General features: G+C 68.1%; 25 protein-coding genes. 20 read left to right on the forward strand and 5 right to left on the reverse strand.

Annotation, left to right across the window (positions count from 1 at the left end):
- Nucleotides 1–43: 43 nt before the first annotated feature.
- The 8 genes from DXK94_RS14245 (at nt 44) to DXK94_RS14280 (ending at nt 7,935) form a co-directional block, all read left to right on the forward strand.
- Nucleotides 44–1,039, forward strand: coding sequence for a tetratricopeptide repeat protein (locus DXK94_RS14245; RefSeq protein ID WP_115525472.1), 996 nt, complete (start codon nt 44–46; stop codon nt 1,037–1,039).
- A complete protein-coding gene (locus DXK94_RS14250; protein ID WP_115525473.1) occupies nt 1,039–2,136 on the forward strand; it encodes an NADH:flavin oxidoreductase/NADH oxidase in 1,098 nt (365 codons plus the stop codon). The genes DXK94_RS14245 and DXK94_RS14250 overlap by 1 nt, the downstream gene beginning before the upstream one ends.
- A gap of 11 nt (nt 2,137–2,147) precedes the next feature.
- Nucleotides 2,148–2,438, forward strand: a complete 291-nt coding sequence (locus tag DXK94_RS14255) for a DUF3253 domain-containing protein (RefSeq protein WP_258868558.1) — start codon at nt 2,148–2,150, stop codon at nt 2,436–2,438.
- A gap of 104 nt (nt 2,439–2,542) precedes the next feature.
- Nucleotides 2,543–3,337 carry an ABC transporter ATP-binding protein gene (locus tag DXK94_RS14260; protein ID WP_115525475.1) on the forward strand — a complete coding sequence of 265 codons (795 nt, stop codon included), beginning with the start codon at nt 2,543–2,545 and terminating at the stop codon, nt 3,335–3,337.
- Nucleotides 3,319–4,890, forward strand: coding sequence for a transporter (locus DXK94_RS14265; RefSeq protein WP_115525476.1), 1,572 nt, complete (start codon nt 3,319–3,321; stop codon nt 4,888–4,890). The genes DXK94_RS14260 and DXK94_RS14265 overlap by 19 nt, the downstream gene beginning before the upstream one ends.
- A gap of 31 nt (nt 4,891–4,921) precedes the next feature.
- A complete protein-coding gene (nagB, locus tag DXK94_RS14270; RefSeq protein WP_115525477.1) occupies nt 4,922–5,701 on the forward strand; it encodes a glucosamine-6-phosphate deaminase in 780 nt (259 codons plus the stop codon).
- A 108-nt stretch (nt 5,702–5,809) separates the two neighbouring features.
- The gene (locus tag DXK94_RS14275) at nt 5,810–6,151 is read left to right on the forward strand and encodes a DUF3039 domain-containing protein (RefSeq protein WP_079597692.1); all 342 of its coding nucleotides are present in this window, start codon (nt 5,810–5,812) and stop codon (nt 6,149–6,151) included.
- Complete coding sequence (locus DXK94_RS14280; RefSeq protein WP_079597693.1) at nt 6,151–7,935, forward strand: DEAD/DEAH box helicase; 1,785 nt, start codon at nt 6,151–6,153, stop codon at nt 7,933–7,935. The genes DXK94_RS14275 and DXK94_RS14280 overlap by 1 nt, the downstream gene beginning before the upstream one ends.
- An 88-nt stretch (nt 7,936–8,023) precedes the next feature.
- Here the strand turns inward: DXK94_RS14280 and DXK94_RS14285 are convergent, their stop codons facing one another.
- Both DXK94_RS14285 and DXK94_RS14290 read right to left on the reverse strand, forming a co-directional pair.
- Nucleotides 8,024–8,662 carry an isochorismatase family protein gene (locus DXK94_RS14285; protein ID WP_079597694.1) on the reverse strand — a complete coding sequence of 213 codons (639 nt, stop codon included), beginning with the start codon at nt 8,660–8,662 and terminating at the stop codon, nt 8,024–8,026.
- Nucleotides 8,662–9,990, reverse strand: a complete 1,329-nt coding sequence (locus tag DXK94_RS14290) for a nicotinate phosphoribosyltransferase (protein WP_079597754.1) — start codon at nt 9,988–9,990, stop codon at nt 8,662–8,664. The genes DXK94_RS14285 and DXK94_RS14290 overlap by 1 nt, the downstream gene beginning before the upstream one ends.
- A gap of 112 nt (nt 9,991–10,102) precedes the next feature.
- Between DXK94_RS14290 and clpS the strand changes: the two genes are divergently transcribed.
- The 6 genes from clpS (at nt 10,103) to rdgB (ending at nt 14,453) form a co-directional block, all read left to right on the forward strand.
- The gene (gene clpS / locus DXK94_RS14295) at nt 10,103–10,486 is read left to right on the forward strand and encodes an ATP-dependent Clp protease adapter ClpS (protein WP_079597695.1); all 384 of its coding nucleotides are present in this window, start codon (nt 10,103–10,105) and stop codon (nt 10,484–10,486) included.
- Nucleotides 10,479–11,045 carry a DUF2017 domain-containing protein gene (locus tag DXK94_RS14300; protein ID WP_079597696.1) on the forward strand — a complete coding sequence of 189 codons (567 nt, stop codon included), beginning with the start codon at nt 10,479–10,481 and terminating at the stop codon, nt 11,043–11,045. The genes clpS and DXK94_RS14300 overlap by 8 nt, the downstream gene beginning before the upstream one ends.
- 123 nt (nt 11,046–11,168) lie before the next feature.
- Entirely contained in the window at nt 11,169–12,182 is a 1,014-nt protein-coding gene (gene murI, locus DXK94_RS14305; protein ID WP_115525478.1) for a glutamate racemase, read from the forward strand.
- Nucleotides 12,179–12,976: an MBL fold metallo-hydrolase gene (locus DXK94_RS14310; protein WP_079597698.1), complete on the forward strand. Its 798-nt coding sequence runs from the start codon at nt 12,179–12,181 to the stop codon at nt 12,974–12,976. The genes murI and DXK94_RS14310 overlap by 4 nt, the downstream gene beginning before the upstream one ends.
- A gap of 65 nt (nt 12,977–13,041) precedes the next feature.
- Nucleotides 13,042–13,800 carry a ribonuclease PH gene (gene rph / locus DXK94_RS14315; protein ID WP_115525479.1) on the forward strand — a complete coding sequence of 253 codons (759 nt, stop codon included), beginning with the start codon at nt 13,042–13,044 and terminating at the stop codon, nt 13,798–13,800.
- Nucleotides 13,797–14,453, forward strand: coding sequence for an RdgB/HAM1 family non-canonical purine NTP pyrophosphatase (gene rdgB, locus DXK94_RS14320; protein WP_115525480.1), 657 nt, complete (start codon nt 13,797–13,799; stop codon nt 14,451–14,453). The genes rph and rdgB overlap by 4 nt, the downstream gene beginning before the upstream one ends.
- Nucleotides 14,454–14,523: 70 nt before the next feature.
- Here rdgB and DXK94_RS14325 read toward each other — a convergent pair whose 3' ends face one another.
- A complete protein-coding gene (locus DXK94_RS14325) occupies nt 14,524–15,300 on the reverse strand; it encodes a DedA family protein (RefSeq protein ID WP_079597756.1) in 777 nt (258 codons plus the stop codon).
- 67 nt (nt 15,301–15,367) lie between these two features.
- On the opposite strand from DXK94_RS14325, the gene DXK94_RS14330 reads away from it, so the two are divergent.
- On the forward strand, nt 15,368–16,375 hold the full coding sequence (locus DXK94_RS14330) for an exonuclease domain-containing protein (protein WP_115525481.1): 1,008 nt from the start codon (nt 15,368–15,370) through the stop codon (nt 16,373–16,375).
- Between the two features lie 99 nt (nt 16,376–16,474).
- Nucleotides 16,475–16,951 carry a DUF4395 domain-containing protein gene (locus tag DXK94_RS14335; protein WP_115525482.1) on the forward strand — a complete coding sequence of 159 codons (477 nt, stop codon included), beginning with the start codon at nt 16,475–16,477 and terminating at the stop codon, nt 16,949–16,951.
- Here the strand turns inward: DXK94_RS14335 and DXK94_RS14340 are convergent.
- The gene (locus DXK94_RS14340) at nt 16,932–18,026 is read right to left on the reverse strand and encodes an ADP-ribosylglycohydrolase family protein (RefSeq protein ID WP_115525483.1); all 1,095 of its coding nucleotides are present in this window, start codon (nt 18,024–18,026) and stop codon (nt 16,932–16,934) included. The two genes, DXK94_RS14335 and DXK94_RS14340, sit on opposite strands and share 20 nt — an antisense overlap.
- A gap of 195 nt (nt 18,027–18,221) precedes the next feature.
- Here DXK94_RS14340 and DXK94_RS14345 point away from each other — a divergent pair, with 195 nt between their 5' ends.
- The 4 genes from DXK94_RS14345 (at nt 18,222) to DXK94_RS14360 (ending at nt 24,987) form a co-directional block, all read left to right on the forward strand.
- Nucleotides 18,222–19,181, forward strand: a complete 960-nt coding sequence (locus DXK94_RS14345) for an aquaporin (RefSeq protein ID WP_115525484.1) — start codon at nt 18,222–18,224, stop codon at nt 19,179–19,181.
- 56 nt (nt 19,182–19,237) lie between these two features.
- The gene (locus tag DXK94_RS14350; protein WP_115525485.1) at nt 19,238–20,416 is read left to right on the forward strand and encodes an exonuclease SbcCD subunit D; all 1,179 of its coding nucleotides are present in this window, start codon (nt 19,238–19,240) and stop codon (nt 20,414–20,416) included.
- The gene (locus DXK94_RS14355) at nt 20,413–23,502 is read left to right on the forward strand and encodes an AAA family ATPase (RefSeq protein ID WP_115525486.1); all 3,090 of its coding nucleotides are present in this window, start codon (nt 20,413–20,415) and stop codon (nt 23,500–23,502) included. Before DXK94_RS14350 ends, DXK94_RS14355 begins: the two co-directional genes overlap by 4 nt.
- Nucleotides 23,503–23,592: 90 nt before the next feature.
- Nucleotides 23,593–24,987, forward strand: a complete 1,395-nt coding sequence (locus tag DXK94_RS14360) for an MFS transporter (protein WP_115525487.1) — start codon at nt 23,593–23,595, stop codon at nt 24,985–24,987.
- Between the two features lie 53 nt (nt 24,988–25,040).
- Here DXK94_RS14360 and DXK94_RS14365 read toward each other — a convergent pair whose 3' ends face one another.
- Nucleotides 25,041–25,775 (reverse strand): IclR family transcriptional regulator, encoded by a 735-nt coding sequence (locus DXK94_RS14365; RefSeq protein ID WP_115525488.1) that lies wholly within the window; start codon nt 25,773–25,775, stop codon nt 25,041–25,043.
- Nucleotides 25,776–25,987: the final 212 nt, after the last annotated feature.

Raw genomic sequence — 25,987 nt, forward strand, 5'->3', positions numbered from 1 at the left:
CGCAGTACTTCCGGCAGCGGCCGGAGTGGCTAAAGTGGAAAGCATGAGTTCGCCAGCTTCCCGCCCTGTCCCTCCAGCCGCTGCCAGCCTGCTTAACCTGCGTGGCGCCGTCGACCTTTCCACCTTGAAACAGCGCCCTGCAGCGCCGGCCGCAACCGGAGTACCTGCCGGGACAGGCGCGCCGGCCGGGAACGGGCCGGAGGGGGCGCAGGCCGGCGGGCCCGAGCTGAGGGTCGACGTCACCGAAGCCAACTTCCAGCAGCTCGTGGAACTGTCCGCGCAGGTGCCCGTGGTCTTTGCACTGTGGGCCCCGTACTCGCCGGAATCCACCGGCATGCTGGAAACCCTGGACCGCGTGGTGGCAAGCTACGGCGGCCGGCTGGTCCTCGGGGCCGCAGACATCGACGCCTTCCCGCAACTGGCCCAGGCGTTCCAGGTGCAGGCCGTTCCCACCGCCGTCGCGGTCCTGAAGGGACAGCCTGTGCCGCTCTTCCAGGGCAGTGCGGACGAGCAGCAGGTGCGCAGCCTCTTCGACGAACTGTTGAAGGTGGCTGCCGCAAACGGCGTGACCGGCAGCCTGAACGCAGGTGCCGCGGGGGAACCGGAGCCCGCACCGCTGCCGCCCCTGCACCAGGCCGCCTTCGATGCCATCGAGGCCGGCGACTACGAGGCTGCCGCCGGTTTTTACCGGCAGGCGCTGAACGAGATGCCGTCGGACCATGACGCCAAGGCCGGGCTTGCCCAGGTTGAGCTCATGGCGAGGCTGCAGCCCCTGTCCGCCCAGGACAGTGAGGCGCTCCGTACGCTGGCCGCCGACGAGCCGGACAACGTGGAGGCCCAGCTGGGCGTTGCCGACCTGGACGTGGCAGGCGGGCACGTGGAGGACGCGCTGAACCGCCTGGTGGCGTTCATCGGGAGGAACTTCGGCCCTGAACGCGAGACTGCGCGGGTCCGGCTCCTGGAACTCTTCGACGTGGTGGGGGCATCGGACGAACGCGTCGGCAAGGCGCGGCAGGCCCTCGCGAGGGTCCTCTTCTAGTGCCGGCGCTTTTCGAGCCGCTGAAGCTGCGCTCACTCGAGCTTCAGCACCGCGGCTGGGTGTCGCCCATGTGCCAGTACAGCTGCGACCCCGACGCCGCCCCCGGCGTGCCCAACGACTGGCACCTGATGCACCTGGGTTCCTTTGCCGCCGGCGGTGCGGCGCTGATCCTCGCCGAGGCGTCCGCCGTGAGTCCCGAAGGCCGCATCAGCCCACGCGACGCCGGCCTGTACAACGACGCCCAGGCGGAAGCGTGGCAGCGAATCACCACGTTCGTGCACCGGCACGGAGCGGCAGGCGCCAAAATCGGAGCCCAGCTGGCGCATGCCGGCCGTAAGGCATCCACGTGGTGGCCCTTCTCCGGCAAGCACGGCAGCGTCCCCGTATCCGACGGCGGCTGGACCACTCTGGGGCCGTCGCCGCTGGCGTTTGAGGGGTATGCCGCTCCCGCCGCCATGATGGCGGAACAGATCCAGGAAGTGATCTCCGATTTTGCCGCGGCGGCCGTGCGCGCCGTTGAGGCGGGCTTTGACACGGTGGAGATCCACGGTGCCCATGGTTACCTGCTGCACCAGTTCCAAAGCCCGCTGGCCAACCTGCGGGACGATGAATGGGGCGGTGACGAAACCGGCCGCAACCGCCTGATGCTGGCCGTCGTCGATGCCGTGCGGGCGGTCATCCCGGACTCGATGCCGCTGCTGCTGAGGATCTCCGCTACCGACTGGGCAGAGGGCGGCATCGACCTGCCGGCATCGGTCCGCCTTGCCCGCGAAGCCGCCGCCCGGGGCGTGGACCTGATCGACGTTTCCAGCGGGGGAGCGGTGGCCCACCAAAGCATCACACCCCGGCCGGGGTACCAGACCGGGTTCTCCGCCGCCATCCGGGAGGAAGCGGGTATTCCCACCGGAACGGTTGGCCTGTTGACGTCGGCAGGCCAGGCCGAGCACGCCATCGCCACGGGCCAGGCCGATGCGGTCCTCATCGCACGGGCAGCGCTCCGGGACCCGCACTGGTGGCTGCGTGCGGCCTTCGAGCTGGGCCATGACATTCCGTGGGCCCCGCAGTACGAGCGGGCCCTGCCGAGGCGCACGTTCTAGTTGGTGCGTGGATGATGACGGACCGGCAGCCCGACGGGGCACAAGCCCCTGGCGACCCGGCAGGGCAGAAACTCGAAGCCGCGATCCTGGAGCTCCTGGCGGCCAGGGCGGCGTCGTCCACCATCTGCCCGTCGGACGCAGCACGTGCCGTGGGCGACGAAAACTGGCGCGACCTCATGGAGCCTGCCCGGCGGGCCGCGCGCCGGCTGGTTGACGCAGGCGAGGTGCAGATCACCCAGGGCGGCTCGGTGGTTGATCCCTCCACCGCCAAAGGCCCCATCCGTATCCGGAAAGTGCGGTAGCAGCGCGCGCTTCGGAGGCATCAGCAACGGATCCCTTCGTACGCCTTTTTTGCTACTCCTGCGGGAGGACCCCCGGACCGGATGGTGAGGGCTAGTCTGGCTTCATGAGCGCTCCGATACCTGACCCGGCACCGCAACCAGGGCCCGTGGCGGCCCTGTCCATCCGGGGCCTTGCCAAACGGTTTGGCGAAAAAATCGCGGTGGACGGCATCAGCCTGGATGTTCCGGCCGGCTCCTTCTTCGGCATCGTGGGACCAAACGGTGCCGGCAAGACCACCACGCTGTCCATGGCCACCGGGCTCCTGCGTCCTGACTTCGGCACGGCAGTGGTGCACGGCGTGGACGTCTGGACCCGGCCACTGGAAGCCAAGAAGCTCATGGGCATCCTGCCCGACGGCGTCAGGCTGTTCGACCGGCTGACGGGCGAGCAGCTGATTACCTACGCCGGCCTCCTGCGGGGCATGCAGAAGGACGTCGTGGCATCCCGGGTGGGCGAGCTGCTGGCCGCCATGGACCTGTCGCAGGACGCCGGAACGCTGGTGGTGGACTATTCAGCCGGCATGACCAAAAAAATCGCTCTCGCCTCCGCCTTGATCCACGCGCCGCGCCTGCTGGTCCTCGACGAACCTTTCGAAGCCGTGGATCCGGTGTCCGCGGCCAACATCCGCTCCATCCTGGACAGCTACGTGGCGTCCGGCGGCACCGTGATCGTGTCCAGCCACGTGATGGACCTGGTCCAGCGGATGTGCGACCACGTGGCCGTGGTGGCGGGCGGCCGGCTGCTGGCTGCCGGCACCGTGGATGAAGTCCGCGGCGGTGCATCCCTCGAAGACCGGTTCGTCCAGCTGGTGGGCGGCCGCAGCCACACGGAAGGGCTGGAATGGTTGCGCACCTTCTGAGGCTGAAGCTGACCCTGCTGCGCAACGGCCTCCGGCGCAGCCCGTGGCAGCTGGTAGGCATGGCTTTTGCGGGACTCTATGCGCTGGGCATTATCGCAACGCTGGTGGTGGCCCTGGTCCTGCTGCGAACGGCCGACCCCGAACTCGCACAGACCGCCGTGGTCCTCGGCGGGTCAGCCGCTGTCCTTGGCTGGGGAATCATCCCGGTGGTGGCTTCCGCCACCGACATGACCCTGGACCCGGCCCGCTTCACCACCTTCGCCATACCCATGAAGCAGATGCTGGCGGGGCTTGCCCTGGGCGGACTGATCGGCATTCCGGGCCTGGCCACGGCACTGGTGGCCCTGTCCACGGTGGTGACCTGGTTCCGGGGTGTACTGCCCGCCCTCGCCGCCTTGCTGGGAGCTGCGCTGGGAGTCCTCACCTGCGTTGTGCTCGCCAAGGTGGTGACCACGGCCACCGCCAGCCTTGCCGCCTCCCGGCGCTTCAAGGACGTCAGTGCCATCGCGTTTATGGTGCCGCTGGTCCTGATGGGGCCGATCGTGGCGGGAGTGGGCCAGGGAATCTCGGCGTCCACAGGGTTCCTGCCGGAATTCGCACAGACATTGTCCTGGACTCCGCTGGGCGCGCCGTGGTCCCTCGCCGGTGATGTCCATGCCGGCCAGTTTGGGCCGGCGGCGCTGAAGCTCCTGGTCTCCGTTGCCGCGCTCGCTGCCCTGACATGGTGCTGGAAGCTCCTGCTGGAACGTGCCCTCGTCACGCCGCCCTCTGCCGGCAGCGGCAAGCGCAAGGGCGGCAAACTGGGGCTCCTGGGACTCCTGCCGGCGGTACCGGCCGGCGCGGTGATGGCACGGTCGCTGACCTACTGGTTCCGCGACCCGCGCTACTCCGGGTCCCTCGTGGTCATCCCGCTGCTGCCCGTGGTGCTGGGATTCCAGGGGGCCCAGACGGGTGACTTCTCCAGCCTTGCTGTCCTTGCCCCCCTGTCCGCCTTCATCCTTGCCTGGTCCATCTCTGCCGACGTCTCCTATGACAACACCGCCTTCGCCCTGCACGTGGCAACGGGCGTCCGGGGAGTGGCGGACCGGCTGGGCCGCGCACTTGCCTGCCTGGCGTTCGCCCTCCCCGTGGTGCTCGTGTTCGCCGTGGGCCATTCGGCATTCACCGGTGACTGGTCCGGGCTGCCGGGCCAGCTCGGGCTGAGCCTGGGGATCCTCTTTACGGGCCTGGGGCTGGCCTCCGTCGTGTCGGCGCGCTATACCGTGGCCGTTCCGCTGCCAGGGGACAGCCCCTTCAAGAAGCCGCCCGGCAACGTGGGGCAGACACTGGCTGTGCAGTTCGGCGGAATGCTGGTCCTGCTGGTCCTGGTGTTGCCCGAGGCCGCACTGCTGATCGCACAGCTGGTGACGGGAAACAGCGTCTTCGGCTGGATCAACCTCGCGGTGGGAAGCGTCCTGGGCCTTGTCCTGTTTGTGGTGGGCGTGCGGCTGGGCGGAAAATGGCTTGACGCGCGCGGCCCGGAGCTTTTGGCCCAGGTGGCCGTCAACCGCTGACGTAAACCGTCACGGCAGGGGAGGAAACAGCATGGAAATCGTCATCCTGGGCAGCAGCAAGCAGATTGGAAAGCTGGCGGCGGACGCCATCGAGGACCTGGTCCGGCATAAGACCAACGCCGTGCTGGGCCTCGCCACGGGTTCCTCGCCGCTGCCGGTCTACGACGAGCTGGCCGACCGGCACGAGGGCGGCCTGGACTTCAGCCAGGCCTCCGCGTTCACCCTCGACGAATACGTGGGCCTGCCCGCCGGTCACCCCGAGTCCTACCGGGAGGTGATCCGGCGCGAATTCACCAACCGGGTCAACATCGCTCCGGAGAACGTCCACGGACCTGACGGGACGGCGCAGGACATCCCCGCCGCGTGCCAGGCCTATGAGGAAGCCATCGCGGCCGCCGGCGGCGTTGACCTGCAGCTCCTGGGCGTGGGTACCGACGGCCACCTCGCCTTCAACGAGCCCGGGTCCTCCTTTGCCTCCCGCACCCGGATCAAGAGCCTGATCGAGCAGACACGCCGTGACAACGCCCGGTTCTTCAACAGCCTGGCCGAGGTCCCGCACCATGTCCTCACGCAGGGGCTGGGAACCATCATGGAGGCGCGGCATGTGATCCTGCTCGCCACCGGCGCGCAGAAGGCCCAGGCCGTGCGCGACTTCGTGGAGGGCCCTGTCTCGGCCATTTGCCCGGCCTCGGTGCTGCAGTTCCATCCCCACGCCACCGTCCTGCTGGACGAAGCGGCGGCCTCGGCGCTGAAGCTTGCCGATTTTTACCGGCACACCTATGACAACAAGCCCGCCTGGCAAGGCCTGTAGCGCCCCAAATTCCTGACTGGAGCAGGGCTGCAACGCACGACGGCGGGAGGTTCGGGACGGCGCCACGGCGGCGCCGCCGTCGAACGCCTGTTCCCCGGAACGGCTAAGATGGTAGGCATGACTAGCATGACGGACCCTCTCGAAAACGACCCGATGCGCGAGCTTTCCGGGGCTGGAACGTCCACAGCCACCATCGAGCGCGAGGAACTGCGCCAGGAGGTGGAGCCGGGCGACCGGGAGCGCTTTGCGCATTATGTGCGCAAGGAAAAGATCATGGAGTCCGCGCTGACCGGTGAACCCGTCATCGCCCTGTGCGGCAAGGTCTGGACGCCGGGCCGGGATCCGAAGAAGTTCCCGGTGTGCCCGATGTGCAAAGAGGTCTACGACGGCCTCCGCCCGGGCAATGACGGCGGCAAGGGTCCCGGAGGGGACTCAGGCAACAACAAATAGTGACGGAAACACTCTTTGGCGGCCCCACCCTGCCTCCGGCTTATCCGGAACGTGCAGCCTGGGGAACCGCCCCGAAACTCCGTGCCTGGCAGCAGGAAGCACTCGACCTCTACCTGCGGAACAACCCCCGGGATTTCCTGGCGGTAGCCACCCCCGGCGCCGGTAAGACCACCTTCGCACTGCGGGTGGCGTCCACGCTCATCGAGTCCGGCGCCGTCAACAGGGTGACCATCGTGGCGCCCACGGACCACCTCAAGAGGCAGTGGGCGGACGCGGCGGCCCGGGTGGGCATCGCCATCGACCCCAACTTCAAGAACTCCGACGGCCAGCACGGCCGCGGCTTCATCGGGGTTGCCGTTACGTACGCCCAGGTGGCCAGCAAGCCCCTGCTGCACCGGGCCAAGACCGAAGCTGCACGCACCCTGGTGATCCTGGACGAGATCCACCACGGCGGTGAGGCACTGTCCTGGGGCGACGGCCTGCGCGAGGCCTTCGACCCTGCGGTGCGCCGGCTGTCCCTGACGGGTACCCCGTTCCGTTCGGACACCTCGCCCATCCCCTTCGTGGAATACGCCGAGGACCGGGATGGCATCCGCCGCTCAAAGGCTGACTACACGTACGGCTACGGGAACGCGCTGCGGGACCACGTGGTCCGGCCCGTGATGTTCATGGCCTACTCCGGACAGATGCGCTGGCGCACCAGCGCCGGCGAGGAGATGGCAGCGTCGCTGGGCGAGGCCGCGGTGACCAAGGACATCACCTCCCACGCGTGGCGGACGGCATTGAACCCTGCCGGCGAGTGGATTCCGGCCGTCCTGGCCGGGGCCGACAAGCGCCTCAGTGAGGTGCGCCGCACCGTTCCCGACGCCGGTGGCCTGGTCATTGCCACGGACCACGAGGATGCGCGTGCCTACGCAGGGCAGCTGAAGAAGATCACGGGCCAGTCGCCCACGGTGATCCTCTCCGATGACGCCAAGGCCTCGAGCAAGATCGAGGAGTTCTCGGCGGGGGAAACACGCTGGATGGTGGCCGTCCGCATGGTGTCCGAAGGCGTGGACGTCCCGCGGCTGTCCGTCGGGGTCTATGCCACCTCGACGTCCACGCCGCTGTTCTTCGCCCAGGCCGTGGGCCGCTTCGTGCGTGCCCGCAAAAGGGGCGAGACGGCGTCGGTCTTCCTGCCGTCCGTCCCGCAGCTGATGGCGCTGGCCAACTCCATGGAAGCGGAGCGGGACCATGCCCTGGACCGCCCCGAGAAGGAGGACGGCGACGGCCTGTTCAACCCGGAAGACTCGCTGATGGCGGAGGCCAACCGCGAGGACAAGGCCTCCGACAGCCTCACCAAGGGCAAGTTCGAGGCCCTGGACTCGCAGGCGTCGTTTGACCGGGTGCTTTTCGACGGCGGCGAGTTCGGCACCGGCGGCGAGGTGGGGTCCGACGACGAGATGGACTTCCTGGGTATCCCCGGCCTGCTCGATGCAGAGCAGGTGGGCACGCTCCTGCGCCAGCGGCAGCACGAGCAGCTGAACCGGAAGAACCGGAAGGCGCCCGCCGCGGCCGCGGAAAGCCAGGCCCCGGCTGTCCCCGATCACCGGATGCTGATGGACCTGCGGAACGAGCTGGCCAAGAACGTGGCAGCCTGGTCCGCCCGGACCGGTACGCCGCACGGCGTGGTCCATACCAAACTGCGCACCGTGTGCGGCGGTCCGCCCGTGGCGCAGGCCAACGAGGAGCAGCTGCAGTCGCGTTTGCGGAAGCTCCAGGACTGGTTCATCGGCCGGAAATAGCGGTGATGCAATAGCGGTGGCCCGGGTGCTGAGCACCCGGGCCACCGCTATGTCCTGCTTATTGCACTTGGCTGTCGGGAGGCCGGCGTCAGGCGACGTCCACGCCGCCAAGCTCCATCTCCGCCACGGCCTCCTCGAGGTCCCCGGCTATTCCCGCAGTCAGGGAACGGATCACGGTGACTGCATAGCCGGCCTGGACGGCGTCGAGGGACGTGGCCATCACGCAGTAGTCGGTGGCGATGCCCACCACCACAACGTCCTCCACGTCATGGCTCTGCAGCCAGTCGTCCAGGCCGATGGCGTCCTCGTCGGGAGCGAACCTGTCCACATCGTCGCCGCCGGGCAGGGCGCCGGGCTGGCGCTCTCCGGTGGGCACGGCGTCCTCGGGAGCCAGGAGCCCCTCGAAGCCGGAATACGCTGCGGCATACTGGCCCTTTTGAAAGTACGCCTGGATGTATTCCGTATCCAGATCCGGATGGAGCTCGGCGCCGCGGGTGCCGGCCACGCAGTGCGGCGGCCAGCTGTCCTTGAAATCAGGGTTCTCCGAGAAGTGGTCGCCGGGATCGATGTGCCAGTCCTGGGTGGCCACGATGTGGTCGAACTCGTTGTGGTGGGCGTCCACATAGTCGCTGATGGCGCCGGCTACCGCTGCACCGCCCTCGACGGCGAGCGAGCCTCCCTCGCAGAAATCGTTCTGGACATCGACGATGATCAGCGCACGCGACATCAGTTCTCCTCGTAGATGGTGGGGATGGCAGCCTCGCCGCGCTGCAGGCGGTTAACCACCGGCGGCAGTTCGGCCATCGAATCAGCGTGGCGCCGGCGCGCACGGAGTACGCCTTCGTGTCCGGTCCATCCCGGCAGCAGCTCGCCGTTTTTCATGAACTGCTGCAGCAGCGACCGGTCATTGCCGTCATCCTCCGGGCGGCGGCCGACGCCCACGATCTCGGCGGTGGCAATGCCCCGTTCGTCCAGCTTGCGCAGCGCGTACTTGCGCCCGCCCACGCTGGCCTTGTTCTTGGCGGCCTTGGCGACGGAGACGAAGTCCCCGTCATCGTCGGTGCGGCTGACCAGCTTGTAGACCATGCTCGCGGTGGGCGCGCCGGAACCGGTCACCAGGGACGTGCCCACACCGTAGGAATCCACCGGGGCGGACTGCAGGGCGGCGATCGCATATTCATCGAGGTCGGAGGTGACCACGATCTTGGTGTTCTCGTTGCCGAGGTCGTCCAGGAGCCGGCGCACCCACTGGGCCTGGTCCACCAGGTCGCCGGAATCCAGCCGTACGGCGCCCAGCCGGGAACCTGCCAGGTCCACGGCCGTACGGACGGCCGTTTCGACGTCGTACGTGTCCACCAGGAGGGACGTGCCCTCGCCGAGCGCGGCAAGCTGTGCCTCGAAGGCGTCCCGTTCGGTGTCGTGCAGGAGGGTGAAGGAGTGGGCTGCGGTGCCTACAGTCTTGATGCCGTAGCGGATACCGGCTTCCAGGTTGGAGGTGCTGTCGAATCCGGCGATGACGGCGGCGCGCGCGGCGGACGCAGCCGCTTCCTCATGGGTGCGCCGGGAACCCATCTCGATGCACGGCCGGCCGTGCGCTGCGCTGACCATGCGGGAGGCGGCGGAAGCGATGGCGCTGTCGTGATTAAGGACGGACAGGAGATAGGTCTCCAGCATGCAGGCCTCGGCGAACGTTGCCTCGACGATCAGGATGGGGGAGTTGGGAAAGTACGCTTCGCCCTCGGCGTAGCCCCAGATGTCGCCGGAGAAACGGTAGGACGCCAGGTACTCCAGTGTCTGGCGGTTCACCACGTTGGTGCGCTCCAGGAACTCCAGCTCGGCCTCACCGAAGCGGAAGTTGGCGATGCCTTCCAGGAGCCGGCCCGTCCCGGCCACGATGCCGTAGCGCCGGCCGTCGGGGAGCCGGCGGGCGAACGCCTCAAATACCGATTTGCGGTGCGCGGCGCCCGAATGGAGTGATGCCTGCAGCATGGTCAGCTCGTAGTGGTCAGTGTAAAAGGACGTGCGGGGATGGTCCCAGCCGGCAGAGGTACTCACGAAATTCACTCTAGTCCCCACCGGCTCCCACGTCTCGCTTCGCTTCGCCGCGGGGCCCTCGCCGTCGTGGGCCCACCCGGCGTGTGCCCATCCTCCCCCTTAGAATGGACAGATGACCTTAAGCGTTGCGCTCGGCCCTGATACGCAGGAGGGCACCCGGACCGGAACAGCGGAATCCACAGATTCCCTGACCGCACCGGACATCCCCTGGAACCTGGTGATCTGGAACGATCCCGTCAACCTCATGAGCTACGTCAGCTACGTGTTCCAAAGCTACTTCGGCTACTCCGAGAGCAAAGCGAACAAGCTCATGATGGAGGTCCACAAGAAGGGCCGTTCGATCGTGACCCACGGCAGCAAGGAACAGGTGGAACGGCACGCCGTAGCCATGCACGGCTTCGGGCTGTGGGCCACCGTGGAAAAAGCCAGCGGCGGTCCCGGCGGCAACTCAGGGAAGTCCGGCGGACCGGGCCAGGGCAAGGGGAAACGTGGCTAAGGCATTCAAGAACGGGCTGAAAGGCATCACGGGGTACCTCGAACCGGCTGAGCGGGAGCTGCTGCGGAGCCTGATCGATGACGTCATTTCCATGCTGCAGCCGGAGGACCGTACCGGCCAGGATCCCCTGGCTGCGCTCATTGGCCTGGACATGGACGTGGCTGAGCCGTCCGACCGTGCGGTCAAGCGCCTCCTGCCCAACGTTGTGAAGGACGACGGCGCCGCGTCCCTTGAGTTCCGCCAGCTCACCGAGCGGTCCCTGCGCGAGACGAAGATCGGGGCCCTGCGGGCCGCCGCGCTGGATCTGGACAAAGAGGAGATCGTGCTGACGCCCGAGGGGGCCAAGCACTGGTCAATGGCGCTGAACGACGTCCGGCTGGTGCTGGCCGAACGCCTGGACATCCGGGATGAGGAGGACGCCGAGCACGTCCACCTGATGCAGGACTGGTCCCAGGCCGAGGACGTGGAAAGCTACCTGGCCCTGGTCTATAACTTCGCCACCTGGCTGCAGGAATCGCTGGTCCAGGCCATGCTGCAGTCGCTTGAAAGCCGCCGTTGAGGGGTGCCCGCCACCGTCCTTGCCGGCCCTGTGACAAATTAGACATGAGTCGCGGGCCACAAGATGATGGCTGACGCTTCAGCGAGCACCTATCCTCGAATAATCATGACAACAGCCTCGAGCATGGACCCGTCAGCGGCAGCTGAACAGGCCTCCGCAGCCGGCGGCCTCCCGGCCGCCGCCCTGGAAGCACGCCCCATCGGCGTCTTCGATTCCGGTGTAGGGGGCCTTACCGTGGCCCGCTCCATCATCGACCAGCTCCCCAACGAGTCCATCCTCTATGTGGGGGACACCGCCCACGGGCCCTATGGCCCCCTGCCCATCGCCGAAGTCCGGGCGAATGCCCTGGGCGTGATGGACGAACTGGTGGACTCCGGCGTCAAGCTGCTGACCATCGCCTGCAACTCGGCGTCGGCCGCTGTGCTCCGTGACGCCCGCGAACGGTACACGGCCAAGTACGGCATCCCGGTCATCGAAGTCATCCAGCCTGCCGTCCGCCGGGCCGTGGCGGCCACCCGCACGGGACGCGTGGGCGTGATCGGGACGTCCGCGACCATCGGCTCACGCGCCTACGAGGACACGTTCGCAGCCGCTCCGGACCTCGCCATCACGTCCGTTGCCTGCCCCGAGTTCGTCAGCTATGTGGAAGCGGGCATCACCACCGGGCCCGCCCTGCTGGCCGTCGCGGAGGAATACCTGGCGCCGCTAAAGACCGCCGAAGTGGACACCGTGGTGCTGGGCTGCACACACTACCCACTGCTGACCGGCGTCATCTCCTACGTCATGGGCGCCGACGTCACCCTGGTGTCCAGCGCCGAGGAAACCGCAAAGGACGTGTACCGGGCCCTGGCCACCCATGACCTGCAACGGACGGCCGGGACGCCGCCCGAACACCACTTCGTGGCCACCGGCGACGCCGCCCAGTTCGAGGCCCTGGCCAGGCGGTTCCTGGGCCCCGAGGTGCTGTCCGTCCGCCACGTCGACCATGTGGCAGCGCAGTACCCCACCGGAAGCCTGGCGCGGATCACCCCGGAAATGATTGCCGCCGCGCAGGCCGCCCGGAACCGCCCCCGGATCTCCAACTTCGTGGACACCGGCTTCGCGGATGCCGGCCGCTCCGGAGGTTCCGCCCTGTGAAGCTGACCATCGTAGGCTGCACCGGTTCGTTTCCCGGCCCCGGCTCGCCGGCGTCGTGCTACCTGCTGACCGCCACCGACGGCGAACGGACCTGGAAGGTTGTCATGGACCTGGGCAGCGGTGCGCTCGGTGCCATCCAGCGCTACACGGACCTTGAGGACATCGACGCGATCTTCCTGACCCACCTCCACCCGGACCACTGCATGGACCTTTGCGGCCTGCACGTAGCGGTCCGGTGGAAGCCGGGCGGCTGGGGCCGCGACCGGATCCCCGTTTGGGGGCCGGCGGCCACGGCGGACCGGATGGCCACCGCGTACGGCCTGGACCTCGACCCGGGGATGCACGAGGAATTCGACTTCACCAACTGGGCCGAGCGGCAGCCCGTGACCGTGGGACCGTTCACCGTCACGCCGTTCGCGGTCAACCACCCCATCGAGGAGTGCTACGCACTCCGCGTCGAGGTGGTGGAGCCGGACAAAGACGGCAACCAAATCTCCCGCGTCCTGACCTATTCCGGCGACACGGACTCCTGCGCCGGACTCGAGGAAGCGGCCAAGGACGCCGACCTTTTCCTTTGCGAGGCTGCCTTCGAGGAAGGCCGGGATGACGGCATCAAGGACGTCCACCTGACGGGCAAGCGCGCCGGGGAGGCCGCCGCCGCGGCAGGCGCCAGACGCCTCCTGCTGACCCACATTCCCGTGTGGACGTCCCAGACCACCGTGATGGCCGAGGCGCGGCCGGTGTTTGGCGGGGACGTTGCGGTGGCCGTTGCCGGAGTGCATTACACCATCTAGGTTGTCCGGCGGGGTCCGGGCTCCCGGCAGCGGCCGGCGCCACCTGCAGTGGATAAGCTAAAGGCATGACTTCTGAAGCAACTGCAGTGCCCATCGTGCGCGCCGACGGCCGCGCCCCGGACCAGCTCCGGCCCATCAGTATCACCCGCGGATGGTCCAACCAGGCTGAGGGATCGGCACTGATCGAATTCGGCAACACCAGGGTCCTGTGCACCGCCTCGCTGACCGCCGGCGTCCCCCGCTGGCTGAAGGGGGAGGGCCGGGGGTGGGTCACCGCCGAGTACGCCATGCTGCCGCGCGCAACGAACACCCGCTCCGACCGCGAATCCGTGAAGGGTAAGATCGGCGGCCGTACCCACGAAATTTCCCGGCTCATCGGCCGGTCCCTGCGCTCCATCATCGACACCAAGGCCCTGGGCGAGAACACCATTGTGCTTGACTGCGACGTCCTCCAGGCCGACGGCGGAACCCGCACGGCCGCCATCACCGGCGCGTATGTGGCGCTGGCCGACGCCATCCGCTTCGCCCGCGACAACAAGCTGATCGCAAGGAACGCACAGCCCCTCATCGACACCATTGCCGCGGTATCGGTGGGAATCATCGACGGCGTCCCCATGCTGGACCTGCCCTACGTCGAGGATGTCCGCGCCGAAACCGACATGAACGTGGTGGTCACCGGCTCAGGAAAGTTCGTGGAGGTCCAGGGAACCGCCGAGGGTGCGCCCTTCGACCGGGCCGAGCTGGACCAGCTCCTTGACCTGGCACTGCTGGGCACCACCCAGCTCGCGGCCATCCAGCGCGAAACCCTGACCGACACGCTGTGAGCGCCGCAGGCGCCGCCCCGCGGCTGGTCCTCGCCACGCACAACAAGGGCAAACTCCGGGAGCTGCGTGAGCTGCTGCGGGGGCAGGTTCCGGGGCTCGACGTCGACACGCAGGTGGTGGACGCTGCGGCGGCTGGTGCCCCCGACGTCGTCGAAACAGGCGTGACGTTCGCGGAGAATTCACTGCTGAAGGCCCGCGCCGTCGCGCAGGCCACGGGACTCGTTGCGATCGCCGACGACTCGGGCCTCGCCGTGGACGTGATGGGCGGAGCGCCCGGCATCTTTTCCGCCCGCTGGTCCGGCAGCCACGGCGACGACGCGGCCAACCTGGCGCTCCTGCTCAACCAGCTGTCCGATGTTCCGGACCAGCACCGCGGCGCGGCGTTCGTGTGCGCGGCAGCCCTTGCCGTGCCCGCGGTGGACGGTTCGCCCGGGCGCGAGGTGGTGGAGTACGGGCAGCTGGAGGGCGTCTTGCTCCGCGAGCCCCGCGGCGCGGGAGGATTCGGCTACGATCCCGTCCTGCAGCCCGCCGGCGAGCACCGCAGCTGCGCCGAACTTTCCGCCGAGGAAAAGAACGCCATCAGCCACCGAGGCAAGGCGTTCCGCGCGCTCCTGCCGTCCATTGTGGAAGCGCTGGAGGCAACAAAGGCCTGACATTCCGGCCGCCCGGTGAACGAAAAAGGTGTGCTCCCCGGCCGGGGAGCACACCTTTTTTATCCAGTCACTACGGAAGGCGGGGCGTCTTCTGCTCGTCCTCCGGAGCGTGTTCCTCGATGAATTCGTCCACCGGGTCGGTGCCGTACGCCGCGGCCTGGCGCTTCGCGGACAGGCCGCGGAGGACCTCCACGCCGATGGGCAGGACCGACACCAGCACGATGACGATGAAGATGATGTCGAGGTTGTCGCGGACCCACGGGATGCGGTCGCCCAGGAGGTAGCCGAGCAGGGTAACGCCGCCGCCCCACAGCACCGCGCCGATGACGTTGTACAGGAAGAACTTCTTCCGGTTCATCTGCGCCACGCCCACGATCACCGGGACAAAGGTACGGATGATGGGGACGAACCGGGCAAGGATCAGCGCCTTGCCGCCGTGCTTTTCGAAGAAGGCGTGCGCGTTCTCCACGTTCTCACGCTTGAACAGGCGGGAGTTGGGCTTGTTGAAGATGGCGGGGCCGGCCTTGGAGCCGATCAGGTACCCCGTCTGGTTGCCGATGATGGCGGAAATCACAATCAGCAGCGCGAACAGCCACACGTTGAACTTGATGGTGTCCGTTGCAACGAGCAGGCCAGCGGTGAACAGCATGGAGTCGCCCGGCAGGAAGAACCCCACCAGCAGGCCGGTTTCCGCGAAGACGATTCCGCACACAAGGAGGACCACCCACGGTGCGAGGGCAGGATCGGCCAGGAAGATCTGGGGGTTCAGCCAGTCGGGCAGGAAGGAGGCCAGCTGCGGCTGGACCGGTCCTGCCCCGCCCAGCATGGACACAGCGAGGTCGTTCATCACAGGAAAGTTCACCCCTCAAGGGTACTTGACAGGTTTGGCCGGCTTCCGGCGGTAAGGTTGGGCCGTGGGTTTGGACTTTACTGCGATCGACTTTGAGACGGCGAACGGCTTCCGGGGCTCGCCCTGCTCGGTGGGACTCACCAAGGTCCGGGGCGGACGGATCGTGGAGGAAGCCTCGTGGCTGATGCGGCCCCCGCGGAACCACGACCATTTCGACTACCACAACGTCCGGATCCACGGCATCAGCGCCGCCGACGTCGCCGGGCAGCCCCGCTTCGGCGAACTCTTCGCCGAGATCGGTGCCTTTATCGGTGATGACGTGCTGGCCGCCCACAATGCGGCGTTCGACCTCGGCGTGATCCGCTCAGCCCTGGAGGTGTCGGGGCTTCCCGGGCCGGCCTACGACTATGTCTGCACCGTGATGCTGTCCCGGCGGTGCTATTCGCTGGTGTCCAACTCCCTGCCGTTTGCCGCCGAGGAAGCCGGTGTGCCCCTGGTCAAGCACCACGACGCCGCGGAGGACGCCCGCGCCTGCGCCGGCATCCTGATCGACATCGCCCGGCGCAACGGTGCCAACAGCCTCGCCGAGCTCTACCTCTCGCTCGGCCTGGTGATGCCCCGGCAACAGGCGTTCGACCCGGCCGTCGACGCGCTGTCCAAAGCCAGCCTCGCCGCCGTCGCCGGCTCCTCTGCCAATGGCGCGGCGCTGGTCCGGCCGTTCCAGTCCGGCTGGCCGGAGGAAGGGATCAATCCTGACCCGAATCCGGAGGCCGAGCCCGGCCATCCGCTGTTCGGGCAGACCGTGGTTTTTACGGGCCAGCTCTCCATCGGACGCCCGGAAGCCAAGGTGCGATCGGCCGAGGTGGGCGCCCGCACGGAAAGCCGGGTGACCGGCCGCACCACTGTCCTGGTGGTGGGTGACGGTTTTGTGGCTTCAGATCTCCGCTCGGGCCGGTTGACGGGCAAGGCGCGCCGCGTGCTGGAGCTCCATGAACGCGGACAGTCGATCGAGGTGCTGTCCGAGGGTGAATTCCTGCAGATGGTGGGCAGCTTTGCGGGAGCCACCGCGTAGGGCTGCCTGGTGCCTGGCTGCCCCGCCAGCCAGGCACGGCCGGGTTCACGGGGCGCAATAAACCTTCCCTGCCCTTCCGCCCGCTCCTACCCTTGCACCATGTCCCTGTTTGCGTTCCCCAATCCCGTCAATGAGTACGCCGCCCGCGTCACGGCCGGCCTGGTTGTCCTCTTGGCGCTGCTCACCGCGGCGGCCGGCTCGGTGTGGGGGCTGCTGGCCATCGCCGCGGGTTTCTGGCTGCGCCTGCTGTTCGGTCCGCGGATTTCGCCCCTGGCTCTTCTGTCCGTGAAAGTCATCACGCCCAGGCTGGGGAAGGTGAAGCTGGTCCCCGGCCCGCCCAAGCGGTTTGCCCAGGGAATCGGTGCCTTCGTGTCAACCGCGTCCTTGCTGCTCTACGCTGCCGGAGCCGTACCGGCTGCATGGACGGTGCTGGGCATCCTGGTCGTCGCGGCCTCCCTGGAAGCGTTCCTGGGCTTCTGCCTGGGGTGCGCGATCTTCGGGCTCCTGCAGCGCCGCGGCCTTATTCCGGCGGAGGTCTGCGAGGCCTGCAACGACATCAACCTTCGCCGGTTGTGACCTTCACCAGCTGGTCAGCCATGCCACGGATGACCTCCGGAGCTTCCAATGCTTCCAGCCACTCGCCGGGCAGGCAGTCCTCGCCGTAGTAGGCCCCCAAAATATTGCCGGCCACCGATCCGGTGGAGTCGCTGTCGCCGCTGTGGTTGACAGCCAGGGCCACCGCGGCACGGAAGTGACGGACAGGCAGGGGGTCCCCGCCGCCGGCGGCCGGGTCAGGGATGGTGGCCAGGACCGCATAGAGTCCGACGGCGAGCGCTTCCTCGGCCACCCACCCTTCGCCCAGGGTGCTGACAACTTCTTCCGGCGCCACAAGGCCCTTGTCCGCCAGGCGGAGGGCTGCCGCAAGGCGTTCCGGCAGCTCCGGCGCCACATCGGTGAGGGTGGCGGCGTGGGCGGCCACGCCGGCGGCCGCCTCCTGCAGGCTTTCGCCGGTGACCAGGCGGTGGATGAGGAGGCTGAAGATTCCGGCGCTTTGGCGGGCGGACGGGTGGCCGTGCGTCAGTGAGGCGGCGTCGGCACTCAACTTGTAGACGGCGTCGGCCGTGATGTGCGGGACCAGTCCGAACGGGGCAGAACGCATCACCGTGCCGCAGCCCTTGGAGTCGGGATTGACGGGGCGCACGGAGGTTCCCATTTCTCCTGTTGCCAGTCCGGAGATGCAGGCCTTCCCGGGGTGGCGCCGCTGGTGGAGAACCGTGTTTCCGTCGATCCAGCGTGGCTGCGGGGCGGGTGCAGCCGGACCAGCGTCCTCACCCTGCGTGGCGAGCCAGCGCAGGTAAGCCAGCCACAGGCAGGCGTTGACGTCCGCGCCGACGCCCGAGTTGGCCCACTCGAGGGCTTCTACGAGCCCGTCCACGGTGTACAGGGTCATCTGGGTATCGTCGGAGAAATGGGCGCCGTCGGGAAGCTCCGCAAAACCGGTGAGGCCCTGCGCCCCGAAGCGGCGCCGGATCTCATCGATCGCGTCGAACTCCACCGCGTACCCCAAAGAATCCCCCAGCGCGCCACCCAGCAGGCAGCCGTTGATGCGGGACTTCAGGGTGGGCGCGGAAGCGCGGGTCTCGATGCTCATGCAGTAAATTTACCGTGGCGGGGGACAGGCGCCGTCAGCCCTGCCAGCAAGACGTACCGTTCCAATAAACACGCCAGATAGAAGCACACCCCAGTGGAAGCACAGCCCAGCAAACGCACAGTCTGGGCTGGAATAATGCTTGGGTTGCCCGGCGGCAGCACCCCGTACGCCACACACCAACCTGAAGGTTCCCCCATGAGCACGCCCGATCCAGCCCCACACGACAACCTGCCGGCAGGCAGTCCGGACGCTGCACCGCCCGGGCTCCTGCCCAGGCTTGCTGCCGAGGGCTTCGGCAGCCTCTTCGTTGCGGTTGCCGGGCTCGGGGTGCCCCTCTTCAGCATCCCGCAGTCCAGCCCGCTGCCCGCGGCGCTCGCCGCAGGCCTTGCGGTGACGGCTGCGATGCTCGCCGTCGGCCACGTTTCCGGTGGCCACTTCAACCCGGCCATTACGCTGGGCCACCTCCTGGCCGGCCGGATCAGGGCCGGCGCAGCCGCTGCCTATGCCGCAGCACAGCTGGCGGGTGCCGCCGTGGGCGCCCTGGCCCTGCACGCGGTACTGCGCACGCTTCCCGGCATCGCCGACAGCCGGACGGCTTTTGATACGGTCACCGCCGGTTTTGGCGAGCACTCCATCATTTCTGCGCCACTGGCAGCGGTGCTGCTCCTTGAGGTCCTGGGCGCTGCCATCATCGTGGCCGTCTTCCTGGGTGCGGCCGCCCGCGACCGCATCAGCGGTGCCGCTGCCCCGGTTGCCGTTGGCCTGACCTTCGCTGCCCTGCTGCAGCTGGGCCAGGCGGTGGGCAACCTGCCGTTCAATCCGGCGCGGGCTGCTGCCTCCGCCATCTTCAGTTCCGGCTGGGCGCTGGAACAGCTGTGGGTTTTCCTGGCGGCGCCGGTGGTGGGAGCTGCCATTGCAGGCCTCCTGTTCCGCAGTTTCCTGGTTGCAGCGTCCGCTGGCGCTGGCGCTGCAGCGACGACGACGGGAGTCCCCGCCGGGGAGGCCGACGACGAACACCAGGAAGTGCCCGGGGCCAGCGCGGCGGATGGAACGGCCAGCGCACCGGCGGAGGGTGAGCAGGCGGACAAAGCCCAATCACGCGGTGCGCAGGCAGACAGCGAGGCGCAGGAGTTTTTCGAGGGCAAGCGGGCGTGATGCCGGCAACTGCGCCGGTTACGCACACTGTCAGTGGCAGCCGATAGCTTAGGAATATGCGGTTACTTCATACATCGGACTGGCACCTGGGCCGTTCCTTCCACGGCGTGGGCATGCTGGACGCCCAGCGCGCCTTCATCGACCAGCTCGTGGCTGCTGTGTCCCGGCACCACGTTGATGTCGTCCTGATTGCCGGCGATGTGTATGACCGCGCCTTGCCTGGAGTGGACGTCGTCCACCTGCTGGACGACGCCCTGGTCCGGCTGACCTCCGCCGGGGCCAAAGTGGTGCTGACCAGCGGCAACCATGACTCGGCCATCCGCCTGGGCTTCGCTGCCCGGTTGCTGGAGCGCGGGGGAGTACACCTCCGGACCAGGCTGGAGAGCCTGGACCAGCCGCTGCTGCTGCCGCTGGGCCAGGATGCGGCAGGAAAAGAAAGCGTGGCAGCCATCTATGGCATCCCGTGGCTCGAACCCCGGCTCGTTGCCGAGCAGCTCGGGGTGGATACCGCCAGCCACTTCGAGGTGACCCGGGCGGCCACAGCCCTGATCCGGCAGGACATCGAACGCCGTGAAGCGTCCTCCGTGGTCCATTCGGTGGTCCTGGCCCACACCTTCGCCAGTGGGGGCATCAGCTCGGACAGCGAGCGCGACCTCAGCATCGGCGGTGTGGGGGCGGTCCCCCTGGACCTGTTTGACGGCTTCAGCTACACAGCCCTGGGCCATCTGCACGGCCGGCAGTCCCTGTCGCCGCAGGTCAGGTACTCGGGATCTCCGCTGGCGTACTCCTTCTCCGAAGCCAGGCACCAAAAAGGGGCATGGCTGGTGGACATCGGTCCCGACGGGGTCGGCGCCATAGAGGAAGTTCTGTGGGAAGCCCCGCGTGCCCTGGCTGTGCTCAGGGGTTCCCTGTCCGACCTCGTGGAGTCACCGCAGCACGAATGGGCTGAGGCCGCGTATTGCCAGATCACCTTGACGGATGCGCAACGCCCCGCCCGGGCCATGGACCGGCTCCGCGCGCGGTTCCCCCACACGCTTGTGCTGGGATTCGATCCGGAGGGAGGCACCGCTGCCCCGGCTGCCACCTACAGCAGCAGGCTGGCCGAGGCGCCGGATGACCTCTCGGTATGCTGCGGGTTCCTGGAGCACGTCCGCGGCCGCGTCCCTGACGACGCAGAGAAGGCAGCGCTCGCCGCAGCCCTGGAGAACGTCCGCCTCCTGGAGGGCTCACGATGAGGATCCACCACCTGCGGATTTCCGGCTTTGGCCCCTTTGCCGGTACCGAGGACATCGACTTTGACCGGCTGAGCGCACACGGCCTCTTCCTCCTCAACGGGCCCACCGGCGCGGGCAAGACCAGCGTCCTGGACGCCATCTGCTTTGCCTTGTACGGTTCTGTTCCCGGTGCCCGCCAGGACGGCAAACGCCTCCGCAGCGACCATGCGGAGCCGGCGCAGGAACCGGCCGTGACCTGTGAATTCTCCGCGCAGGGGCGGCGCTTCGAAGTGACGAGGTCGCCCGCCTGGGACAAGCCAAGCGCCCGCGGCAGGAACGGCTTCACCACCCAGCAGGCCAAGACGCTGCTGCGTGAGCGCGTGGATGGCGCGTGGGTGGAAAAGTCCGCCCGGAACGATGAAGCCGGAGCCGAGATTATGGCTTTGCTGGGGATGGACCGCGAACAGTTCACCCGCGTCGTCATGTTGCCGCAGGGTGACTTCGCCGCCTTCCTGCGGTCGAAAGCCGCGGACCGGCTGGAACTGCTGCAGAAGCTTTTCGGCACCCAGCGCTTTGAAGCCCTGGAGCAGGAACTTTCGCGCCAGGCACAGGATGCCCGGGAGAACGTATCCGTCCTGGCCGGGCAGCTTGGGCTCCTGGCGGCAAGGGCAGAGTCCGAAGCGGCCGCACTCGGGCTTGATGAGGCAGGTTCCCCTTCCGTGGAAAACACCGAAGCCCGGCTTTCGTGGCTGCGGACCGCCGTTGAGGAACGCCTGGGTGAACTGACCGGGCAGGCAAAGGCTGCACACGCGGCAAGTATGCGGCGGGCTGACGCCGTTGAGGAGGAAGCCGCCCGCCAGGACAGGCGCCGCAAACTGGAGGAAGCAACAGCACGGCAGGGCGCTGTGGAGGAAGCAGCGCCCCGGCTTCAAGACCTGTCCATGCGGCTTGCCCGCCACCGTCAGGCGGAGGTCCTGGACGGGCAGCTCCGCAGCGTCGACGCCGCCGCAGCCAAGGTCAGCAGCGCCGCCAGGGCTGCCGAAGCAGCCTTCACCCTGCTCCGCATGGCCGTCGCCGAGGACGATGAGCTGGCCAACCTGGACCTGGCGCATCTGGACCTGGATGTGGCCGAAGACCGCGGACAGGATTACGCCGCGACGGCCGGTGCTGCCGCGGAAGAACTGGGGCGCCTGCGGTCGCTCCTTGCCGTCGTCGAGGCCAGGTTGCCGGACGAGGACAGGCTCCAGGCCCTCCGAAAACGGCACGGGGTGCTCGTGAAAAAGCGGGAGGACCTTGCCGCGGCTGCCGCCGAGCTGGACAATCGCGCGGGTTTGCTCCGCGAGGAGAAGGCAGGCATCGAGGCGGGGCTGGAGCACCTGGAACAGCGTGCGGGTACCGCCGCCCTGCGGAGCAAGGAAGCTGCATCGGCCGGGGAACTGCTGGATGTTGTCCGGCGTTATGGTGCCGCCGTTGCGGCGCGCCATGCCGTAAAGCTGCGGTATGACGAATCCCGCGATGACCATTTGGAGGTGAAGCGCCGCTGGCTGGATATCCGGGAGGAACGGCTGGCCAATGCCGCCGCCGAACTTGCCGGCCAGCTGGAGCAGGGGGAGCCGTGCCCTGTCTGCGGAAGCGGAGAGCATCCTGCCCCTGCTGCCGCGGGCAGCGGCGGGCCAGGGCTTGCGCAGGAAGAGGAGGCTGCACACGCAGCTTTCGAGGCGGCCGAGGCCGCCTTCACCCGGGTCAGCGCCGAACTGGCCAACGCCGACCAGCTGGTGGCGGTCCTCGCCGGCCAGGGTGGAGACACTCCAGAAGCGGAGGCTGTTGCTGCTGCTGAGCAGGCGCGGGCTGCGGCGGCGGACGCCCAGCAGGCGGTCAAGGAGCTGGCAGCGGTCAGGCGGCGGCTTGAGACGTTCGACGCCGGCATTGAAGCCGCGCGGACGGCGAAGGCCGCGACCGAAGCCGACCTTGCCCACGCTGTGGCTTCGCTTGGGGACGCGGCCGAACAGTCGGCCGCGCTGGACAAGGCACTGTCCGGACTCAGGGGAAGCCACCGCAGCCTGGCCCAGCGGTTGCGGTCGCTGGAAAACGCCGTCGCTGTGCTGGACAAGGCAGTGGAAGCGCAGGCGTCCCTTGCGGCTGCACATGCCCAGGCGGCCGAGGCCCATGAACAGCTGGCACTCGCGTTGCCCAAGGCGGGCTTCGAATCGGCTGATGAAGCGCGCAGCCAGCTGCTTGCTGCGGCGGAGGCAACCGCGCTGCACGCTGAGGTCCGTGACGCCCAGGACGAGGCTGCCCGTGTCAGCGAACTGTTTGCTTCAGATGACATCGTGCTGGCCCTTCAGGAAAAGTCGGCCGGGTTCGAGGTGGACGTGCAGAGGCTCGCACTCATGCGCAACGAGGCTGCTGCCGCCCGGGAGGAGGCCCGCACAGCGGACCTCGCAGCCGGCCTGGCCGAACGGTGCTTGTCTTCGCTTACCGCCATCAGAGCCGAGTATGAGGCTCTCGCCGGGTCTGCGCGGGAACCGGCCGAACGGGCACAGATGCTGGCAGGGCTGGCGGACGCGGCGGCCGGCCGGGGTGAAAACAGCTACCGGATGAGCCTGAACAGTTACGTCCTGGCCGCGCGCCTGGAGCAGGTGGCCCTCGCAGCGTCCGAACGCCTGGTGGCCATGAGTGACGGCCGCTACCTGCTGCAGCACACGGACGCGAAGGCCGCCCGCGGTGCAAAATCGGGGCTCGGCCTGGAAGTGGTGGACCAGTGGACGGGATACCGGCGTGACACGTCGACCCTGTCCGGCGGTGAGTCTTTCATGGCGTCGCTGTCACTGGCACTGGGGCTGGCGGACGTCGTTCAGCAGGAGTCGGGCGGAGTGGAAATCGAGACGCTCTTTGTGGACGAAGGGTTCGGAAGCCTCGACGAGCAGTCCCTGGAACAGGTCATGGACGCCCTCGAGGGCCTGCGCGACGGCGGCCGCGTGGTAGGGCTTGTCAGCCACGTCGCGGAGATGAAGCAGCGCATCGGCACTCAGCTCCAGGTGCTGAAAGGCCGCAACGGATCCACCCTCCGGATTTCCGAGGCGCTGGACGTGCTGGTGGGAGCATAAGGCTGCCCTGCTACGGCGGTATACTGGGTCAGTTACCGGGTTGCGCGCATCGGGAGGAGGGACGATGCGCATGACTGAACGAGCCCGGAATTGACATCATCAGCCTCCCCTTCAACCACCAGCGCCACAGAAACCCCCGGGGCGCCACAGGCCACCAGTCCACACGCCACCCCGGACGCCGCTTCCCCTGACCACGCCGCCGGCACAGGCCCGGGTCGTTCCGCCTCAGCGGGGGCTGCCGGACGCGGCCGTTTCGCCCGCCTTCCCCTCCTGGCCGGCCGCAGCTTCATCCCACTTGGCCTCTTTGCCCGGTTGCCCCTTGCCATGCTGACGGTGGGAACCCTCACCATGGTCACCTCCGTTAGCGGTTCCTACGCTGTGGGCGGTGTTGCAGCAGGAGCGGTCGGGATCGGCTCCGCACTGGGCGCCCCGCTGCTGGGAGCCCTGGCCGACCGGCAGGGACAGCGGCCGGTGCTGGTCGCCGCCGCCGTCATCAACACCGCAGCCGTGCTGGCTTTGATCCTCGCCGCCGCCGGCATGGGAACGTCCGGCTTCCAGGCTGCCGTCCTTGCCGCAGCCTTCGCGGCCGGTGCCAGTTGCCCACAGGTGGGCCCGCTGGCCCGGGTCAGGTGGATGGCCCTGACGTCACGCGGCCGCCTGCAGGACAACGCGCGCGACCTGGACACCGCGCTTTCCTATGAAAGCACCGCCGACGAGGTGACCTTTGTCCTCGGACCGGCGCTGGTGGGGATCCTGGCAAGCCTCCTGGCACCCTGGCTTCCGCTGGCGCTGGCAGCGGCCATGACCATCACGCTGGTGCCGGCCTTCGCCGCCCACCCCACACACCGTGCGGTGCGGCCACACCGCCGGGCGGCGGGCAAGGCGACGGGCACCGTCCCGGTTCCCGGCAGAATCCCGCCGGCGGTCGCGCTGCCCGTGTTCGCCATGGTCTGCATGGGAACGTTCTTTGGCTCAACGCAGGCTGCCCTCAGCTCCTTCTCGGCAGGTTTCGCCGGCTCGGAAATCGCCGGCCTGCTGTACGCCGTGATGGGCCTGAGTTCAGCGGCCACCGCACTGTCGGTCGCCTACTGGCCCCGGCGGTTCAGCCTGTCCTGGCGCTGGGTCCTGTGCGCCGGCCTGATGGCGGCGCTGGCACTGCTCCTGCTGGTGCCGTCGTCGCTGGCCGCGATGGTGGCGGTGCTGCTGATCCTGGGGCTCCCGGTTGGGCCGGTCATGGTGACTGTCTTCGCCGTCGGCGGTGTGGTGGCGCCGGCACGACGCCTTGGCACGGTCATGACGGCGCTGGCCAGCGGCATTGTGGCGGGTACGGCCCTTGGCTCGTCCATCGGCGGCCACCTCGCCGAGGCGGGCGGCCATCACGCGGCTTTCCTGGTGCCCGTCTGCGCCGCGGTGTCGCTGGCCTTCCTGGGAGCTGCTGCCGCCGTCGTCCTCCGCCGCAAACGCAACCGGACACAGGTGCCCTGACCGACGGAAACAATCCCGCAGGGCTGCTCCTTAAGGCGATGGCGCCCTTGCCGTCAGGCCAGCTGGCGCTCGATCCGGGCCGCGCTTTCGGCCAGTGCCGCGCCGACCCTTTCCGGCTCGTGTGAGGAGCGGATGTAGACGACGGCGAGTGCTGCCGGCCGTCCACCCGGAACCCGAACCGGGGCTGCCAGGGACGATACGCCGGCGATCACTTCGTCGTGGCTGGCCGAGTATCCGTTCCGGCGGGCCTCGCCGGCCTCCGCCCGGTAGGGGACGCCCGTGTTCAGCCGGTCCCATTCGGCCTCGGTCATTGCCGACTGGATGGCGATACCCGGAGCGCCGGCGTTGATGGGATGCCGGGTACCGGGATGCTGGGCAACCGTTGCCCCTGAATGCCGGGGCTCCACCGTGACAAGGGTGATGCAGTCGTGGTGGTCCCACACCGCCACAAACGCTGTCATGTCCAGGGTGTTGGCCAGGTGCGTGAGCTCGGGGAGGGCGGCCGTCTGGAGGTTGCGCGAAACTCCCCGCGCCAGCACCGCAAGCCCGGGTCCCGGCTGCACCCGGCCGACGTCATCCCGGACCAGGAGCGAGTGGTCCTCAAGGGTGCGCAGGATCCGATAGGCCACCGAGCGGTGCACACCCATGGCATCGGCCAGTTCTGCGATGGTCAGCGGGCCGGGCGCCGCTGCGAGGATTTCCAGGGCGCGGATCCCGCGGGAGAGAGTCTGGGACGGAGAAGCCTGTGCCGGCGCTGCTCCGGCCGGGGCTGCGGCGGTGGGAGTCATGGTGTCCATCCTAGGTGGCCGTCCGCCGCGGTACTGCGGCTCTTGTTGAGCAGCCCTTACAAGGCTAGCGTTCCTGAATAAGAACAGGCGGTTCCAATATAGAACTCACTGCTTGCGGAGTCCATCATGGCAAAGTTTGCGCCAGGCGTGTCCCGCCTCACATTTTCGTAGTACCCTACTAACTAACTGACCGTTCTGTCGGTAATCATGAA

Origin of the sequence: Arthrobacter sp. RT-1 (genome assembly GCF_003367205.1) — a bacterium.
Lineage (GTDB): Bacteria > Actinomycetota > Actinomycetes > Actinomycetales > Micrococcaceae > Arthrobacter.